Below are 16,976 nucleotides of genomic sequence, written 5' to 3'. Positions count from 1 at the left end.
GCGAACTGGCAGCTGATGACGACAAATCAGGGATTTGGGGTCATTAGCTGCCAGTTCGCGCAGGAGTACGCGGGGTGAAGAACCTGCTAGTTCTTGCGGGCGTAGCCTTCCCACTTGCTGGCCTGGTGCTCGCCGTCAACAAAGCGGATAGTGCCGGACTTGGAACGCATCACGATGGACTGGGTGAGGACCTTGTCCTTGGAGTAGCGGACGCCCTTCAGGAGGTCGCCGTCGGTGATGCCGGTGGCGGCGAAGTAGCAGTTGTCGCTGGAGACAAGGTCATTGGTGGACAGCACGCGGTCCAGGTCGTGGCCGGCGTCGATGGCCTTCTGCTTCTCGTCGTCACTCGTGGGCCACAGCCGGCCCTGGATAACGCCGCCGAGCGACTTGATGGCACAGGCAGCAACGATGCCTTCCGGCGTGCCGCCGATGCCCATGAGGGCGTCAACGCCGGTACCGGAGCGGGCTGCGGCAATTGCGCCGGCAACGTCGCCGTCCATGATGAACTTGGTGCGCGCACCGGCTTCGCGGATCTCTTCGACCAGCGGACGGTGGCGGTCGCGGTCAAGGATCATGACGTTGAGCTGGTTGACCTTCACGCCCTTCGCCTTGGCAATCAGGTGCAGGTTCTGCTTGACCGGCAGGCGGAGGTCCACCATGTCGGCGGCTTCCGGGCCCGTGACGAGCTTCTCCATGTAGAAGACGGCGGACGGATCGAACATGGAGCCGCGCTCAGCCACGGCGAGGACTGCCAGTGCGTTGTTGATGCCGAGGGCGGTCAGGCGGGTGCCGTCGATCGGGTCCACAGCGACGTCGCACTCGGGTCCCGTGCCGTCGCCAACATGTTCGCCGTTGAACAGCATGGGGGCTTCGTCTTTTTCGCCTTCGCCGATGACCACAACGCCGTTGAAGTGGACCGTGTGAAGGAAGGAGCGCATGGCGTCAACGGCCGCGCCGTCGGCCTTGTTCTTGTCGCCGAAGCCAACCCAGTGGCCGCCGGCGATGGCCGCTGCCTCGGTGACGCGGACGAGTTCCAGTGCAAGGTTGCGGTCCGGCTCGTCGATCCCCACTGCCAGGGAGGGGGAGATCGTGGAATACTGCTGGGTCATAGGCGCTGGTGACACGTGAACCTCTTCTTCGAGTGGCGATCATTGGACCCGCTCCGCCGGATTCAGCCGGTGCGGTGATTCCTCTGCTATTGATCATAGTCGTGGCGGCGCCCTCGGGGCGTGGCATGACGCAGTCCTGCAACATGGGCCTTGGGCCTCCCGCACTCCCCCGACTGTGAGTTGCGCCCAAACATGGGCGACTATAGAGAGGTGAGTGAAATGCAGGAAAAGACCAGCCCCGGGCCCGACCCCTCCGACTCCGGAGCTAAAGACGACGGGGCAGGGACGGCCGAACCACCCCCCGTCCGCCCAGTGATCCCGGCCGCTGCGGCAAAGCGCGCCAATGCCTCCGTGATCGGCATGATCATTGCCCTGGTGGTCAGCATCGCCGCCTTCCTGCCCATCATCCTGATGAATCCCCTCCCCAAGAGCGACGGATTCCGTCCGAACATCGATGTCAGCGCCGTGGCCCGGAACGCCGCGGATGTGGCGGGATTCACACCTGTAACACCGGACACCGGCAAGTCGTTCACGTCCAACTACGCACGATGGGAGTCGGGCAGCGGCAGCGGCGTTCCCACCTGGGAAGTTGGCTACCTGACCCCGAAAGAGTCCTTCATCGGCCTGGTCCAGACCCGCCAGTCCAACCCCACCTGGCTCGTCCAGCAGACCAAGAGCGCTCCCGTGACGGGAACGCGCACGGCGGGCGGACGGGAGTGGGAGCTGCGTGACACCGGCAAAGGCGAGAAGAGCATGGTGCTGAATTACCGCGGAACCACGGTTGTCCTGACGGGAAGCGCACAGCTGGACGAATTCGCCGAGCTCGCCGCCGCCGTCGTGCTGTCCATGGAAGCCAATCCGGCCGTCACAGTTTCACCGTCAGCCAGCACCGCCCCGTAAAGTAAACCCGTGGCTACCTACCTGACTCCCGCACTTGCCTGGCGCCGCATGCGAGAGGGCAACGAACGCTTTGTTGCCGGCGAATCGTCGCACCCGAACCAGGACGCGTCCCGCCGGTCGTCGCTAGTGGAAAACCAGCACCCGTTTGCCGTGATCTTCGGCTGCTCGGACTCCCGGCTCGCCGCGGAGATCATCTTCGACCTGGGCCTGGGCGACGCCTTTGTGGTTCGCACCGCCGGCCAGGTGATTGACGACGCCGTCTTGGGCTCCCTCGAATACAGCATCAGCGTGCTGGGGGTGCCGCTGATCGTGGTGCTGGGGCACGACAGCTGCGGCGCCGTCAGCGCCACCAAATCCGCAGTGGACACCGGCAACATGCCGGTGGGCTTTATGCGGGACCTGGTAGAGCGCATCACGCCCTCGGTACTGACGTCCATGCGGAACGGCGAGCACGAGGTCAACGACATGGTGGTAGAGCACGTCAAGCAGACGTCCCAGCGCCTTGTGGACAGCTCCCGTGTGATTTCCACCGCAATCGAGAACGGCCGCGCCGCGGTGATCGGCCTCTCCTACAGCCTCGCCGAAGGCCGCGCCAACGTAGTTTCCGGGATCGGCGACGTCTAGGCCCAGCCCGAATCAATGCCCGTAGCATGCGGTTCACGGTTTTAGTCCGGGCCCCCAATCGCCCTAAGCTAGCCCCATGACTTCCACTGAAGAATTCCGCATTGAACACGACACGATGGGCGAAGTCCGCGTCCCCGTGAACGCCCTGTACCGTGCACAGACGCAGCGTGCAGTTGAAAACTTCCCCATCTCCGGCAAGACCCTGGAACGCGCGCACATCGAGGCACTAGCCCGGGTCAAGAAGGCGGCCGCCCAGGCCAACGCAGAACTTGGAGTGCTCGACGGCGAGCTTGCCAAGGCGATTGCAGCGGCTGCCGATGAGGTAGCTGCCGGCAAGTATGACGGCGACTTCCCCATCGACGTTTTCCAGACCGGCTCCGGCACGTCCTCGAACATGAACACCAACGAGGTCATCGCCGAGCTGGCCACCCGCGCCCTCAAGGCCGCCGGCAGCGACAAGGTTGTCCACCCGAACGACCACGTCAACGCCTCGCAGTCCTCCAACGATGTCTTCCCCACGTCGGTCCACGTTGCAGCCACCTCGGCCCTGATCAACGACCTCATCCCGGCTCTCGGCTACCTCGCCGAGTCGCTGGAGCGCAAGGCCGTGGAGTTCAAGGACGTCGTCAAGTCCGGCCGCACACACCTCATGGACGCCACACCGGTGACGCTCGGCCAGGAGTTCGGCGGCTACGCAGCCCAGGTCCGCTACGGCATCGAGCGCATCAACGCCGCCCTCCCCCGCGTCGCCGAAGTTCCGCTCGGCGGCACCGCGGTGGGCACCGGCATCAACACCCCGGCCGGCTTCCCCGAGCGTGTCATCGAACTGCTCGCCACGGACACCGGCCTGCCGCTGACCGAGGCCCGCGACCACTTCGAGGCCCAGGCCAACCGCGACGGCCTCATCGAAGGCTCCAGCCAGCTGCGCAACATCGCGATCTCCTTTATGAAGATCAACAACGACCTCCGCTGGATGGGGTCCGGCCCCAACACCGGCCTCGGCGAAATCGCCATCCCGGACCTGCAGCCGGGCTCCTCGATCATGCCGGGCAAGGTCAACCCCGTCATCTGCGAAGCGTCCATCATGGTCTGCGCCCAGGTCATCGGCAACGACACCGCCATCGCCTGGTCCGGCACCAACGGCGCCTTCGAGCTCAACGTCGGCATCCCCGTGATGGCCGCCAACCTGCTCGAGTCCATCCGCCTGCTGGCGAACACCAGCCGGGTCATGGCGGACAAGATGATCGACGGCATCACCGCGAACGTGGAACGCGCCCGCTTCCTCGCCGAGGCGTCCCCCTCGATCGTGACGCCGCTGAACAAGTACATCGGCTACGAAAACGCGGCGAAGATCGCCAAGAAGGCCGTGGCCGAGGGCCTCACCATCCGTGAGACCGTCGTCGCCATGGGCTTCCTGGAACGCGGCGAGGTCACCGAAGAGCAGCTGGATACCGCGCTGGACGTTATGTCCATGACGCGCCCGCCGCACAAGGCATAGCCCCCGGCACCAAAGCACTCAACGACACAGTACGACGGCGGCCGGCACCTTCCCCACGGAAGGCGCCGGCCGCCGTCGCTCTTGGAGCGCGCATTTTTTGCACTCTTGGAGATTTAGTGCAACGTTCCTGATCTTCTTCACCGACTTCGGCGGCAAGAAGGATGAAGGCTGGGATTCACCGCTGACGTGGGCCTTCGGCGACGGAATGCTCATCTCCGCCGCAGCGTTCGTCATGGTGGAGTGCCGCGCGGAGGATCCCATCATCCCGCTCAGCCTGTTCAAAAACCGGATTTTCGTCAACGCTACAGCCATCGGCTTTACCCTGGGCCTGGGCATGTTCGCGGCCATCGCCTTCGTCCCTACGTTCCTGCAGGTGTCCTCCGGGACTTCTGCGGCTGAATCCGGGCTTCTTATGCTGCCCATGATGGTGGGCCTCATGGGCATGGCCATCTATTCGGGGATCCGGATCTCCAAGACCGGCAAGTACAAGATGTTCCCCATCCTCGGCGCCGGCCTGATGATCGCGGCGATGCTGTGGCTCACCACCTTGACCGCCGAAACCCCCATCTGGGTCATCTGCGTCCAGCTGTTCGTGTTCGGCGCAGGACTGGGATCGATCATGCAGGTCATCGTCCTGGTCGTGCAGAATTCTGTCCCCGCCGATCAGATCGGCACAGCGACCAGCACCAACAACTACTTCCGCGACGTCGGAGCGTCCCTGGGCCTGGCAGGGTTCGGCGCGATTTTCACCAACCGGCTCTCAGAGTCGCTGACCAATGCGTTCACCGGCGCCGGAGCGTCCACCGAGCAGGCATCACAGTCCACCAGCACCCTTGACCCGCAGGCACTCAGCCAGCTGCCGGACCAGCTGCGCGACGCAATCGTGAACGCCTACGCGGGCTCCCTCGCTCCGGTCTTCTGGTATCTGGTGCCGTTCCTCGCCGTCGCGCTGATCCTGGCCATCACCTTGAAGCAGATCCCGCTCTCAGACACCGCCGGCATGGCGGCCCGGGGCGAGGTCACCGGCGGGCGACGAGGCGGAACGGCTGGAAGCAGAGCACCTGGGCCCTGCTGAAGGGCACGACGGAGGAAGAACCTGCCGCCGTCGCGGGCCCCTCGGACAGACTGAAGGAAGACGACGGCGAACTGGTCTCCCGGCGCCGCTGACCGCCGTCGTGCGGCTGTAAGCCATGGCGGCAGAAGCCGCAGCAAAAAGCCTGCAGGGGCGCCGCGATCTTGGGGGTTGCGGCGCCCTTGTTGTTTTCGTGGCGCCTGCGGACCGGGGCTTCGGGTGTCCTCTCGCGCTAAGCCGGCACGAGCATGGCGGCGGCGGCGCCGGCGAGCATAAACGGGCCGAAAGGGATGGAGGATTTCAAGGTGCCGCGGCGGGCCGCCAGCAGGGCCATGGACCAGAGGCCCCCCAGCAGGAAAGCCGCGAAGGTCCCAGCGAAGACGTGTCCCCAGCCGAGGTAGCCAAGGTACATCCCCAGGACGCCGGCCAGCTTCACGTCGCCAAAGCCCATGCCCGGCGGGTAAACCATCCGAAGGACAAAATAAAAGACCCACAGAACCGCTCCCCCGGCCAGGATGCGCAGTGCCGGGATCCCCAGGAGCTCGGCAGCACCGTCAGGTGACCCCACGAGCGCGGCAGGACCGGCAATCACGTGCACCAAGGCCGCCGCGAGCAACAGGACCCCGGCCACGCCGTAGGAGGGGAAAACAATCCGGTTGGGCAGCAGATGGTGGCGCACGTCAATAATCGTCAGGCGCACCGCCATGACGGAAAAATAGGCGCATGCGGCCAGCACCAGCCAGAACGCCAGCGGCGTGGCATCCCACAGTCCATCGAGTCGTCGGATCACCCCTCGGATGCTACTGGATTCCCGCGCCGCACCGCAGAGCCCACGCGTAAACTGTGGATATGTCGACATGGGACACCAGGCACCGGCCGGATCCGGAGGGCAGCGCCGCCGCTGCGGACCTGCGCACCATGTTCCGGAACCTTTGCCGTTCTTCCCCCTGGAAGTGGCAGTCCCTGCGCTTTGAATACTGGGATGAACCGTTTACCGATGTCCCGGACCCGTCGGCTCCCCTGGTCCGCGCCTGGCTGCGCCGGCCCGGGGCGCTGCGCCTGGAAACCGCTGACCGTCTTGTCCTCCACAGCACCACCGGCATCAACGATTCCAAGGACGGATTGTATGTCAGTGCAACCCGGAAGTCCTGGCTCTTGCCGCCACACCTGGTAGCGCCCGTTTACGACGACGGCGGCCTGGTCAGGCGCCGGCCGGAGGCAGCATACGGCGAACCAGGGTTCGGGAACGGCCGCTTCTCGGCAGCCCTCGATCCCGTGGAACTCGCCGGGAGTGCCCCGGTCCCCATCGAGTTCCCGGGCACCAACGCCGTCGAGATCGACGCCGTTCGCCGCGTGGACCACAATGGCCGGCCGGCGCTGGAGGCAACCGTGACGCCTACCGCGTCCTACCATCCAACGGATCCGGCCGCTCCGCTCTGCCTGCCTGGCAGCAACCGGGTGCGGATCGACCTGGAAACCGGCGTCTGCGTCGCCAGCCAGTCACTGGAAACGGCAACCCCGGATTATGGGCACTGGATCCGGATCCTCGCGGTGGACGAATACATGCTGGACGACCTGTTCGTGGCCGAGTCCATGAACCTTACGGACGTCCGCCGCCACATCAGCTGGGACATCCGGGCCTGATCACGGTTCCCTCTCCGGCCATCACCGGCGTTTGACAGGATCCGTGGCCAGCCGTCGGCTAGGCTTCCCTGATGACCGCGCTGACTTCCATCTGGCCCCTCTTCGGCCTCGAGCTGACCACACCCCGCCTGGCGCTGCGTCCCATCGCCGACGCCGACATTCCCGCCGCAGTTGCAGCGGCCGCGAGCGGAGTCCACGAACCCGGCCGGAACCCCTTCAGCACCCCATGGACGGAACTGCCGGCGGAGTCCTTAGGGCACAACATGGCGCAGTGGTACTGGCGCTGCCGTGGCCAGGCCACGCCCGAGGACTGGACGCTGCTCCTGGGCATCTGGTACCAGGACGAATTCGTCGGCTGCCAGGACATCGGCGCCAAGGACTTTGCCACCCTCAAGACGGTCAGTACCGGCTCGTGGCTGAAGCAGTCCTTCCACGGCCGGGGGCTCGGTACCGAGATGCGGGCCGCCGTCGCGCTCTACGCGTTCGACTGGCTCGGCGCCGAAGTGGCCGAATCCGAAGCCGCCGCCTGGAACGCCGCCTCCTTGGGCGTGTCCCGCTCCCTCGGCTACGAACTCAACGGCACCAACAAGCAGTCGTGGGGCGGCAAAGCCGTCGAAGTCCAAAAAGTGCGCCTCACCCCCGCAACCTTCAAGCGCCCCGACTGGACCCTCCAAGTGAAGGGCCACGAAGCAGCAGCCAAGTTCCTCGGCGTCGGCTGAGGGCGGTTGCGGTCGCCCGCGACCGAAGGGGCCCTATGTGCCGTGTCTAAGCGACGGAGAAGGGCCGTGGCCCGGCGAACCCGACCACGGCCCCTTAGCCAGCACGCCGAGGAAGGGTGACCCGGGCGCCTCCCTGACCTAGATCTCTGCGCCCTCCAGGAGTTCGGTTACCAGGGCTGCGATGGGGGACCTTTCGGAGCGGGTGAGGGTGATGTGGCCGAAGAGCGGGTGTCCTTTCAGGGTTTCGACGACGGCGGCAATACCGTCATGCCGGCCGACGCGCAGGTTGTCGCGTTGGGCGACGTCGTGGGTGAGGACGATCTTGGAGTTCTGCCCGATGCGGCTCATCACGGTGAGGAGGACGTTCTTCTCGAGTGACTGGGCCTCATCGACGATCACGAAGGCGTCGTGCAGGGAGCGGCCGCGGATGTGGGTCAGCGGCATGACCTCGAGCATGCCACGGTCCATGACTTCTTCCACGACTTCCTGGCTGACCAGGGCGCCGAGCGTGTCAAAGACCGCCTGTGCCCAGGGGTTCATCTTTTCCGACTCGGAGCCGGGCAGGTAGCCAAGTTCCTGGCCACCCACGGCGTATAGCGGGCGGAAGACGATTACCTTGCGGTGCTCGCGGCGTTCCAGCACCGCTTCCAGGCCGGCACACAGGGCCAGCGCGGATTTTCCGGTGCCGGCCCGTCCGCCGATCGAAACGATTCCGACGGCGGGATCCATCAACATGTCGATGGCCAGCCGCTGTTCCGCCGATCGTCCGTGGAGCCCGAACACGTCCCGGTCCCCCTTGACCAGCCGCACTTGCTTGTCGGCGCCCACCCGACCCAGGGCTGAGCCCCGGTTGGAGAGGATCACCAGCCCGGTGTTGACCGGCATTTCGGCGGCAGCGGGGATGAAGACAGGCTCGTGGCCGTACAGGGTGGAAATTTGGTCCTCGCTGGCCTCGACCTCCGCAACGCCGGTCCAGCCCGAATCCTTCACGAGCTCGTTGCGGTATTCGTCGGCAGTAAGTCCCATGGCGGAGGCCTTAACCCGCATGGGGAGATCCTTCGAAACCACCGTGACGTTCCGGCCTTCATTGGCCAGGTTCTTGGCCACGGCAAGGATGCGGCTGTCGTTGTCGCCGCTGCGGAAACCCAGCGGAAGCACCTCGGCGGAAATGTGGTTCAGCTCCACCAGTAGGGTGCCGCCCTCGTCGCCGATGGGGATAGGCCGGCTCAGGCCGCCGTGTTTCACCCGGAGGTCATCGAGCAGCCGGAGCGCCTTGCGGGCAAAGTAGCCCAGCTCGGGGTCGTGCCGTTTCCCCTCAAGTTCGGTGATGACAACGATGGGAACAATGACTTCGTGCTCGGCGAAGCGCAGCAGCGCCCGTGGATCCGAGAGCAGGACGGAGGTGTCAATGACGAAGCTGCTGATGGTGGCGTCCCTTCCGGAGACAGCAAAACCGGCCGCAGAATTTTCGTCTGCTGCACCGGTTTTTGAGGTAGCTCGCGTGGTGCGAGAGGTAGCTTTCTGTCCCTGGTGAAAAACGGCCTCGGGCAGTTGCTCAGAAATAGCCACATCGACTCCAGCCCCGGGCAAGCCCGGAATTGTTATTGGTGAGGCGGCTCGGCCTGGAGGCCGGGCTCGGCCTCCCGTACAACCGGTGCGAAACATCGCTCCATGTACTGGCCTCCCCGATCAGCCGGCGGTTTTGCCTGCTGATAGCTACAACGTAAATCCACAGCAACTAATTTCCAGTTTCATCCGTCGGCGATTCCTGTTGCGGCCGTGTGAATTCCGGGTGAACGGCGGCGTTCAGGTGCCGAAGCGCCGCTGCCTGCCTGCGTAGTCGCGAAGGGCGCGGAGGAAGTCCACTTTCCGGAAGGCGGGCCACAAGGCCTCGCAGAAGTAGAACTCGCTGTAGGCGCTCTGCCACATCAGGAAACCGGACAGGCGCTGCTCCCCGGAGGTTCTGATCACCAGGTCCGGATCCGGCTGGCCGCGCGTGTAAAGGAAACGGGAAATATCGTCCACGGACAGCGTGTCAGCGAGCGCCGAAATGTCAGAGCCCTTGGCGACGGCGTCATGAAGCAGCTCCCGCACGGCGTCGACGATCTCGCGGCGTCCGCCGTAGCCCACCGCAACGTTGACATGGATCTTCTCGCGTACCGGAGTGCGGGCCGTGAGCTTGTTGAGCCGCTCCGCCAGGTAGTCGGGCAGGAGCTCGGGGGCGCCCATCGCGTTGACCGAGATGTTGGCGTCCTCGTCGAGGCGGTCCAGAGTGTTGGCAATGATCCCCATCAGAAGATCCAGTTCCTCGCTGGATCGGCTCATGTTGTCCGTGGACAGCATGTACAGCGTGACCACCTTGACCCCAAGCTCCTGGCACCAGCCGAGGAATTCATGGATCTTGTCCGCGCCGGCCTGGTGGCCCTGGCTGGTGGGTGCATTGAACTGCTTGGCCCAGCGGCGGTTGCCGTCCACCATCACGCCGATGTGCTTGGGAATGCGGCCGCCGGCAAGCTCGCTGAGCAGCCGCCTCTCGTAGAAGCCATAAAGGAACCCGCGCAATTCCACGAGGAGACTCACCTGACTTCTTTTGCTGTTCGACGGCATTGCACATCCTAGGCTACCGTCCGGGACCGGGACGGGTGTGCCGGGACGCTCCCGGATGACCCGTCCTGATTGTTACCCATGAGTAACTTACTGAAAGAGAGGATATTCTGAAGCCATGAACAGCCAGACTCCTGACGGCCCCCGCGCGCCCTCCGCAGACCACGGCCACAGCCCCTTGGACGACGCCGCCGTCCGGCTGGGCGAGCTCCTGATGATCAAGCCCAAGTGGCGCGGCTGGATCCATACCGTCGCGGCGCCGTTGGCCCTGGCAGCGGGCATCGTCCTGGTGGTCCTCGCCCCCACTACGGACCGGAAGATCACCTCGGCCATCTACGCCGCCACCGGCGTCCTGCTTTTTGGCATCAGTGCCATCTACCACCGAGGCAACTGGTCCCCCGGCGTGAAGATTGTCCTCAAGCGCCTGGACCACACCAACATCATGCTAGTCATCGCCGGCAGCTATACACCCCTGGCCTGGTCGCTGCTGGAACAGCCCAAGGCGGTCCTGCTGCTCTGGGTCATCTGGTCCGGGGCCATCCTCGGCGTGCTGTTCCGGCTGCTGTGGACGGACGCCCCGCGCTGGCTGTACGTGCCGATCTACATTGCACTAGGTTGCGGGTCGCTGTTCTACCTGCCCGAGTTCTTCGCGGCCAGCGTCCCCGCCGCCGTCCTGATCTGTGTGGGCGGGATTCTATACATCACCGGCGCCGTGTTTTATGCGCTCAAAAAGCCCAACTTCAGCTACGAGCACTTCGGCTTCCACGAACTCTTCCACGCCCTGACAGTCCTGGCATTCGCGGCACATTTTACGGCGATCGCCATCGCAGTCCTCAGTTGAACTGGGCGGACCCGGTGGGAACGCGGGAGTTCGGCCCGCTTTAGTCGCGGGGCTGGGACCGGTCGGCGGCCTGGCCCTGCCCGTTGTCTTCGAGGCCTGCCGGCTCCCCGGCAGCACCGAGTCCGCCATGGTCGTCGGCAGCTTCAATGTCCGCGGCTTCGGCCGCTGCCTGGCGCTCCTCTTCCACCTGCGCACGGTAGCGGACGCGGCGGATGCGGCGGACCATGTCCACAATCAGCAGCGTGGTGGCCAGCACAAAGAAGGCCGTCATGATGAAGCCCCACAGGCCCGGGGTGATCTGGTCCTCGGAGATGCCCTCACGCAGGCCGGGCGTCGGCAGCGGCGAGGGGGTGGTGGTCAGGGCGAGGAGCAAGTGATGCACGGTTCAAACCTTCTGTGGAAACTGATGGGCAGCCGGCCCGGGATTCCGGAGGCGGGTCCGCGGGACCCGGACCAGCCCACTGCTTTTCTACACGGCATAGAATACGCTGCCACCTCTATCTTAGCCCGGCGAAAAGGTCCTTTTCGGGCAATTCCGCGGGGACCCTGGACTCGATCAGGGAGTAGTCTTCCCACGGCCACACGCGGCTCTGCATCTCGGCCGACACGGCAAAGAAGAACCCCAGCGGATCCACCTGCGTGCGGTGCGCGCGGAGGGCGTCGTCGCGGGCCTCAAAAAAGTCCCCGCAGTCGATCTGCGTGGTGGTGGCATGGGCACCCCGCGGCGGGGTATGGCCCTCCGCGTCCGTTTCCAGCCACGCGGCAAGCCGCTGGGCATACGGGGACTGCAGCCCTGCTTCCTCCAGGGCAAAATGCAAGGCGCGGAACCGGTCCGGGCTGAAGGCCCTGTCGTAGTAGAGCTTGCTGGGTTCCCAAGGCGCTCCGGCGTCCGGATACCTGTCCGGGTCACCCGCAGCCGCAAATGCCTCCACTGCCACCCGGTGCGCCATGATGTGGTCCGGGTGCGGGTATCCCCCGTTTTCGTCATAGCTGACGATCACCTGCGGCTTGAAGTCCCGGACCAGCCGCACCAGCGGCGCCGCGGCGCGCTCCAGCGGCAGGACGGCGAAGGATCCGGCCGGCAGCGGCGGCAGCGGATCACCCTCCGGCAACCCGGAGTCCGTGAATCCCAACCAGCGCTGCTGGATGCCAAGTACCTTGGCCGCCTGGTCCATCTCCAGCCGGCGCGCCCCTGCCATGTCCCGTTTGGGATGCGGCTCACCTTCCACAGCCGGGTTCTGGATATCGCCGCGGGATCCGTCGGTGCAGGTGGCCACCATAACTTCCACCCCGGCGGCGGCGTACATGGCCATGGTCGCCGCGCCCTTGCTGGACTCGTCGTCCGGGTGCGCATGAACGGCTAGCAGCCTCAGCGTTGCCGGGGTATGCGTGGACGCTGTCATCGAAGGACGGCTCCTTATTCTTCTGCGGCTGCTGTGACGGCCACTGGACTGACGGGACTGCATGACGGAACAGACGGCATAGCGGAGCCTGAGAGGGGTGCGGATCCGGCCCGGACAGCCATGGACCGGAACCGAACTAAACTGGACTGGTGACTACCCAGGATCAGCCCGCCGTGTCCCCGCCTGCAGACACTAGCCTAACCAATCGTTATGGCAGTAAAAAGCAGCCTCTCCCGCGTGCGGTCAAACGTGGCATCGCCGTAGCGGCCCTGGCGGCCGGAGTGGGGTTTATGGCCTGGGTCTCCACGTCCTCAGCCGTCTCCGACGTGACGTTCAAGGACATCGGATTCAGCACCATCGATGCCACTGCGGCCGAGGTTGATTTCCAGGTCACCAGGGAACCAGGAACGGCCGTCAAGTGCGCCGTCAAGGCCCTCGACTCCAAGTTCGCCGTGGTGGGTTGGAAAGTCGTGGACATCCCGCCCGGAGAAGCTGACGGAACGGCCGACGGCGGGAGGACAGTTTCGCAGCGCGTGACACTGCGGACGGAGTCCCTGTCCGTTTCCGGTGTAGTGGACGACTGCTGGATTCCGGGTGCCGGGACGTAGCGCCATGTGACCTGTGCCCCATCCCGGTTGGGTATGTCCAGAGTATTGACTACAATGGGTCAATACCTTTACCCCGCTGAGCTGGTTGCTGAGTTCCACAAGTGGCCACCGTTGCGGGGTCTTTTGCATGTATGACCATTAGGAGAAGTCCGTGTCTACCACCAACAGCGCGCCTGCAGCCTGGCTCACCCAGGAAGCTTTTGACCGTCTGAAGGCAGAGCTGGACCACCTTTCCGGCCCTGGCCGTGCGGAGATTGTCCAGAAGATTGAAGCCGCCCGCCAGGAGGGCGACCTGAAGGAAAACGGCGGCTACCATGCAGCCAAAGAAGAGCAGGGCAAGATCGAAGCCCGGATCCGCCAGCTGACGGCCCTTCTGCGTGATGCCCACGTGGGCGAGTCCCCCGCTGACGATGGCATCGTCGAGCCCGGCATGCTCGTTGTTGCCCGGATCGCAGGCGACGAAGTGACATTCCTGCTGGGGTCCCGCGAAATCGCCGGCGATTCAGACCTGGACGTGTTCAGTGAGAAGTCACCCCTCGGCGCCGCAATCGTCGGCCACAAAGAGGGCGCGAAACTCAGCTACACGGCTCCGAACGGCAAGGACATCACGGTGGAAATCCTCTCCGCCAAGCCTTACGCAGGCTGACGCTTCACTCTGCTCGCTTCAGGCCAACCAGGTCAAGCCAACGCCGGCCCCCGTCAGGGGGCCGGCGTTCTTGCGTACTTGGGGCGCAGCAACAGGGCAGCGACAACTCCGCCGGCCGCTCCGCCGAGGTGCGCCTGCCATGAGATGTAGCTTCCCATGATGGGCAACACCCCCAGCAGGATGCCGCCGTAGACCATAAACAGCACCACGGCGAGCAGGATCTGCCGCCAGCTGTGGTTGAAGAAACCCCGCACCAGGAGGAAGGCGAACAACCCGAAAACCAGGCCGGAGGCGCCAACTGTGATGCCGCCGTCGCCAATCAGCCACACTGTCAGTCCGGAGCCCAGCCAGCTGAACCCGAGGGCCGCCAGGAACACCCGCACGCCCGAGAGGAACACCAGGAAACCAAAGACGATCAGGGGCAGGGCATTGGACAGCAGGTGGTTCAGATTGGCGTGCAGCAGCGGGAACGTCAGGATGTCCAGAAGCCCGTCTGCGGACCGCGGCCGGAGCCCGAAGGTCCGGTTCAGGGCGCGCAGGGTCAGCATGTTGAACAGTTCGATCACAAAGAGCACGGCCACAAAGCCGCCGGCCACCAACAGCCCGCCCTTCGCCCGCGAGGCTGTGGTTTCCCGGTTCCGCGGCTTTCCGTCCCCCGTCACGTCAAGCATTGCTGCTCCTAATGCACCACAATGGGCTGGAAGCCCTCGGCACGGAGGGCGCCGAGGACCTGCTCGCAATGTTCGTGGCCCTTGGTTTCGAGGTTCACGGTGATGGAAACGTCGCCCATACTGATGGAGCCACCAACACGTGTGTGGTCCAGGCCCGTGACGTTCGCATCGTTTTCGGCGATGATGCGGGCGATGGTGGCCAGCGAACCCGGCCGGTCATCCAGCATCATCCGAACTGTCATGTAGCGCCCGGCGGCAGACAGGCCCCGCTGGATGACTTTGAGCATCAGCATCGGATCGATATTACCGCCGGACAGGATCACGGCCGTAGTGCCGGGGTTTTCGATCTTGCCGTCCATCAAGGCGGCAACTCCCACCGCCCCGGCGGGTTCCACCACCATCTTGGCCCGCTCCAGCAGGAAAATCAGGGCACGCGCCAGGGAATCCTCGCTGACGGTGACCACATCGTCCACGAGCTCGCGGATGATGCTGAAGGGCAACTGTCCGGGCCGGCCCACAGCGATGCCGTCAGCCATGGTGGACACTTTCTTCAGGGGAACCAGGGCGTCGGCGGCCAGGGACGGCGGATAAGCCGCGGCGTTTTCGGCCTGGACACCGATGATGCGGATTTCCCGCCCAAGTTCCCTGGCCCGGGCTTTGACGGCTACGGCGACGCCGGCCAGCAGCCCGCCGCCGCCCACGCCCATCAGGACGGTGTCCACGTTGGGGATCTGCTCGAGAATCTCCAGGCCTATGGTTCCCTGGCCGGACACCACATCAACATTGTCGAAGGGGTGCACAAAGACCATGCCGGACTCGTCGGCGTAGCGCTGCGCCTCGGCGAGGGCCTCATCAACGTTGTGGCCGTGGAGGATCACCTCCGCACCGTGGCTGCGGGTGGCGGCCAGTTTGGGGAGGGCTACGCCAAGCGGCATGTAGATGCGGGCTTTGATTCCCAGGCTTTTGGCAGCCACGGCCACGCCCTGCGCGTGGTTTCCGGCTGACGCGGCCACAACACCGCGTTTTTTCTCCTCAGCCGAGAGCTTGGCCATGCGGACGTAAGCACCGCGGACCTTGAACGAGCCGGCCCGCTGCAGGTTTTCGCACTTGAAGAAGACGTCGCCGCCCACCATCCCGCCCAAGGCCCGTGATGATTCCACCGGGGTCCGCATAATAATCCCCTCGAGCAGCTTCTGCGCCTCCAGGACATCGTCCAGCGTGACGGGAAGGGTTTCGAGGGTGTTCACGGACTTATTCTCCTTGGGTGGATACGGCTCCGGTGCTTGGCCGCTGGGTCAGGCCTGGGCGTCCGGATTGGATGCATCTGTGCTGGCTGCGGCGTCCTTGCCGCGCTTGGGCCTGGCGCCCGGCAACCGGACCTCCCTGATGGAGTCATCATGGTCCGGGCCTGGCGTCACTGGCCCTCCGGGGTTGCCAGCACCTGTTCATGTTCCCACGTTCTGGCGGCAATGTAGCGAATCGCGGCGTTTGCTACGGCGAGGATGGGCACTGAGAACAGCGCGCCGGGGATACCCGCGAGGTACGAACCCGCCGCCACAGAGAGGATCACCGCCACCGGATGCAGGGCCACGGCTTTGCCCATCACGAGTGGCTGCAGGATGTGGCTCTCCAGCTGCTGGACCAGCAGGACGATTGCCAACATGATCAGGGCGTTGACCGGCCCGTTGGCCACCAGTGCCAGGAGGACGGCGATGGCCCCGGTCACCAGTGCGCCGACCACCGGGATAAAGGAGCCGATGAAGACGAGCACGCTCAGGGGCAGGGCAAGCGGCACTCCGATGATAGCCGCGCCGGCGCCGATGCCCACCGCGTCAACAAACGCAACAAACATCTGGATCCGTGCGTAGCTGACCATGGACGCCCAGCCCTTGCGTCCGGCACCGAACGTTGCCGCGCGTGCTTTCTTCGGGAGGAGGCGGACCAGGAAGGCCCAGATCCTGTCGCCTTCGAGCAGGAAGAAGATCAGGATGAACAGGGCCAGCACCATTCCCGCGGCAAAGTGGCCCGCCGTGCTGCCGAAGGACAACGCACCGCTGAGGATGCTGCTGCTGTTGTCCTGGAGGGCGGCGGAGGCTTCCTTGAGGTACTGGTCGATCTGGTCTGCGGTGAGGTGCAAGGGTCCGTCGGCCAGCCAGTCCTGGACCTGTCTCACGCCCGTCAGCGCCTGGGACCACAATTCGCCAAAACCTGAAGCCAGCTGGCGTCCCACCAAGGCAAGGGCGCCAACAATCACACCGATGAACCCCACCACCGTGATCGCCACCGCGGCGCCGTTCGGAAGGCGCCTGCTCCGCAGCCACCGCACCACCGGGCTCAGCAGCCCGGCCAGCAGTGCGGCCACCATAACGGGGATAATCAGGAAGCTGATCCGGCTGAGCAGCCAGACCAGGGCGCCGCCCACCAGCAGGATGAGGCCGAGCCGCCAGGCCCACGACGCAGCGATCCGGATACCGTAGGGAATGTCCTGCTCAAGCTCCCGGTCCGCACGCACCCGGGCCGGGCGGACAGTTTCCACCGGCCGGACCGTGTCCGGTGCCGTGCCTGTGGGCGTTGAATCGGATGGGGTGGCGTCCTCGGCTGGCGTCATAGCCTAATACTTCCTCAGCACCGGCCCTT

The 16,976-nt window shown here is 65.0% G+C and carries 16 protein-coding genes and 2 pseudogenes; 9 read left to right on the top strand and 9 right to left on the bottom strand.

What is annotated here, in order from left to right; all coding sequences use genetic code 11:
- Positions 1-86: 86 nt before the first annotated feature.
- Positions 87-1,109: a class II fructose-bisphosphatase gene (glpX, locus tag ACQCSW_RS06670; RefSeq protein ID WP_181037131.1), complete on the bottom strand. Its 1,023-nt coding sequence runs from the start codon at positions 1,107-1,109 to the stop codon at positions 87-89.
- Positions 1,110-1,328: 219 nt separating this feature from the next.
- Between glpX and ACQCSW_RS06665 the strand changes: the two genes are divergently transcribed.
- The 4 genes and pseudogenes from ACQCSW_RS06665 to ACQCSW_RS06650 form a co-directional block, all read left to right on the top strand.
- Complete coding sequence (locus tag ACQCSW_RS06665) at positions 1,329-2,009, top strand: DUF4245 domain-containing protein (RefSeq protein WP_426990638.1); 681 nt, start codon at positions 1,329-1,331, stop codon at positions 2,007-2,009.
- Between the two features lie 9 nt (positions 2,010-2,018).
- On the top strand, positions 2,019-2,633 hold the full coding sequence (locus ACQCSW_RS06660) for a carbonic anhydrase (protein WP_426990040.1): 615 nt from the start codon (positions 2,019-2,021) through the stop codon (positions 2,631-2,633).
- 76 nt (positions 2,634-2,709) lie between these two features.
- On the top strand, positions 2,710-4,131 hold the full coding sequence (locus ACQCSW_RS06655; protein WP_111906278.1) for a class II fumarate hydratase: 1,422 nt from the start codon (positions 2,710-2,712) through the stop codon (positions 4,129-4,131).
- Positions 4,132-4,246: 115 nt separating this feature from the next.
- A pseudogene (locus ACQCSW_RS06650) lies at positions 4,247-5,318 on the top strand (MFS transporter); the annotation flags it as partial.
- A gap of 117 nt (positions 5,319-5,435) precedes the next feature.
- On the opposite strand, the gene ACQCSW_RS06645 reads toward ACQCSW_RS06650, so the two are convergent.
- A complete protein-coding gene (locus ACQCSW_RS06645; protein ID WP_426990039.1) occupies positions 5,436-5,993 on the bottom strand; it encodes a prepilin peptidase in 558 nt (185 codons plus the stop codon).
- Positions 5,994-6,052: 59 nt separating this feature from the next.
- On the opposite strand from ACQCSW_RS06645, the gene ACQCSW_RS06640 reads away from it, so the two are divergent.
- Positions 6,053-6,847, top strand: a complete 795-nt coding sequence (locus tag ACQCSW_RS06640) for a hypothetical protein (RefSeq protein ID WP_426990038.1) — start codon at positions 6,053-6,055, stop codon at positions 6,845-6,847.
- Positions 6,848-6,918: 71 nt separating this feature from the next.
- Positions 6,919-7,566, top strand: a complete 648-nt coding sequence (locus ACQCSW_RS06635) for a GNAT family N-acetyltransferase (RefSeq protein ID WP_426990037.1) — start codon at positions 6,919-6,921, stop codon at positions 7,564-7,566.
- A 138-nt stretch (positions 7,567-7,704) separates the two neighbouring features.
- Here the strand turns inward: ACQCSW_RS06635 and ACQCSW_RS06630 are convergent, their stop codons facing one another.
- Together ACQCSW_RS06630 and ACQCSW_RS06625 are read right to left on the bottom strand one after the other, a co-directional pair.
- Positions 7,705-9,135 (bottom strand): PhoH family protein, encoded by a 1,431-nt coding sequence (locus tag ACQCSW_RS06630; protein WP_426990036.1) that lies wholly within the window; start codon positions 9,133-9,135, stop codon positions 7,705-7,707.
- A 237-nt stretch (positions 9,136-9,372) separates the two neighbouring features.
- Entirely contained in the window at positions 9,373-10,134 is a 762-nt protein-coding gene (locus ACQCSW_RS06625; RefSeq protein WP_111906528.1) for an isoprenyl transferase, read from the bottom strand.
- A gap of 154 nt (positions 10,135-10,288) precedes the next feature.
- On the opposite strand from ACQCSW_RS06625, the gene trhA reads away from it, so the two are divergent.
- Positions 10,289-11,011, top strand: coding sequence for a PAQR family membrane homeostasis protein TrhA (gene trhA, locus ACQCSW_RS06620; protein ID WP_426990035.1), 723 nt, complete (start codon positions 10,289-10,291; stop codon positions 11,009-11,011).
- 40 nt (positions 11,012-11,051) lie between these two features.
- Here the strand turns inward: trhA and ACQCSW_RS06615 are convergent, their stop codons facing one another.
- Together ACQCSW_RS06615 and mca are read right to left on the bottom strand one after the other, a co-directional pair.
- Positions 11,052-11,393, bottom strand: coding sequence for a hypothetical protein (locus ACQCSW_RS06615; RefSeq protein WP_426990034.1), 342 nt, complete (start codon positions 11,391-11,393; stop codon positions 11,052-11,054).
- 115 nt (positions 11,394-11,508) lie between these two features.
- Positions 11,509-12,414 (bottom strand): mycothiol conjugate amidase Mca, encoded by a 906-nt coding sequence (gene mca, locus ACQCSW_RS06610; RefSeq protein ID WP_426990033.1) that lies wholly within the window; start codon positions 12,412-12,414, stop codon positions 11,509-11,511.
- A 149-nt stretch (positions 12,415-12,563) separates the two neighbouring features.
- On the opposite strand from mca, the gene ACQCSW_RS06605 reads away from it, so the two are divergent.
- Together ACQCSW_RS06605 and greA are read left to right on the top strand one after the other, a co-directional pair.
- Positions 12,564-13,022: a DUF4307 domain-containing protein gene (locus ACQCSW_RS06605; protein ID WP_426990032.1), complete on the top strand. Its 459-nt coding sequence runs from the start codon at positions 12,564-12,566 to the stop codon at positions 13,020-13,022.
- Between the two features lie 151 nt (positions 13,023-13,173).
- Positions 13,174-13,668 carry a transcription elongation factor GreA gene (gene greA, locus ACQCSW_RS06600; RefSeq protein WP_111906271.1) on the top strand — a complete coding sequence of 165 codons (495 nt, stop codon included), beginning with the start codon at positions 13,174-13,176 and terminating at the stop codon, positions 13,666-13,668.
- 53 nt (positions 13,669-13,721) lie between these two features.
- Here the strand turns inward: greA and ACQCSW_RS06595 are convergent, their stop codons facing one another.
- The 3 genes and pseudogenes from ACQCSW_RS06595 to ACQCSW_RS06585 all read right to left on the bottom strand — a co-directional run bounded on the left by ACQCSW_RS06595 (position 13,722) and on the right by ACQCSW_RS06585 (position 16,947).
- On the bottom strand, positions 13,722-14,339 hold the full coding sequence (locus tag ACQCSW_RS06595) for a rhomboid family intramembrane serine protease (RefSeq protein WP_426990031.1): 618 nt from the start codon (positions 14,337-14,339) through the stop codon (positions 13,722-13,724).
- A gap of 8 nt (positions 14,340-14,347) precedes the next feature.
- Positions 14,348-15,586 (bottom strand): threonine ammonia-lyase, encoded by a 1,239-nt coding sequence (gene ilvA, locus ACQCSW_RS06590; protein ID WP_426990029.1) that lies wholly within the window; start codon positions 15,584-15,586, stop codon positions 14,348-14,350.
- A 48-nt stretch (positions 15,587-15,634) separates the two neighbouring features.
- Positions 15,635-16,947, bottom strand: a pseudogene (locus ACQCSW_RS06585) (AI-2E family transporter).
- Positions 16,948-16,976: the final 29 nt, after the last annotated feature.

Origin of the sequence: Pseudarthrobacter sp. Y6 (assembly GCF_050156205.1) — a bacterium.
Taxonomy (GTDB): domain Bacteria; phylum Actinomycetota; class Actinomycetes; order Actinomycetales; family Micrococcaceae; genus Arthrobacter.
Note: the sequence above shows the minus strand (reverse complement) of the source record. Positions and strands in the feature narration are given on the sequence as shown.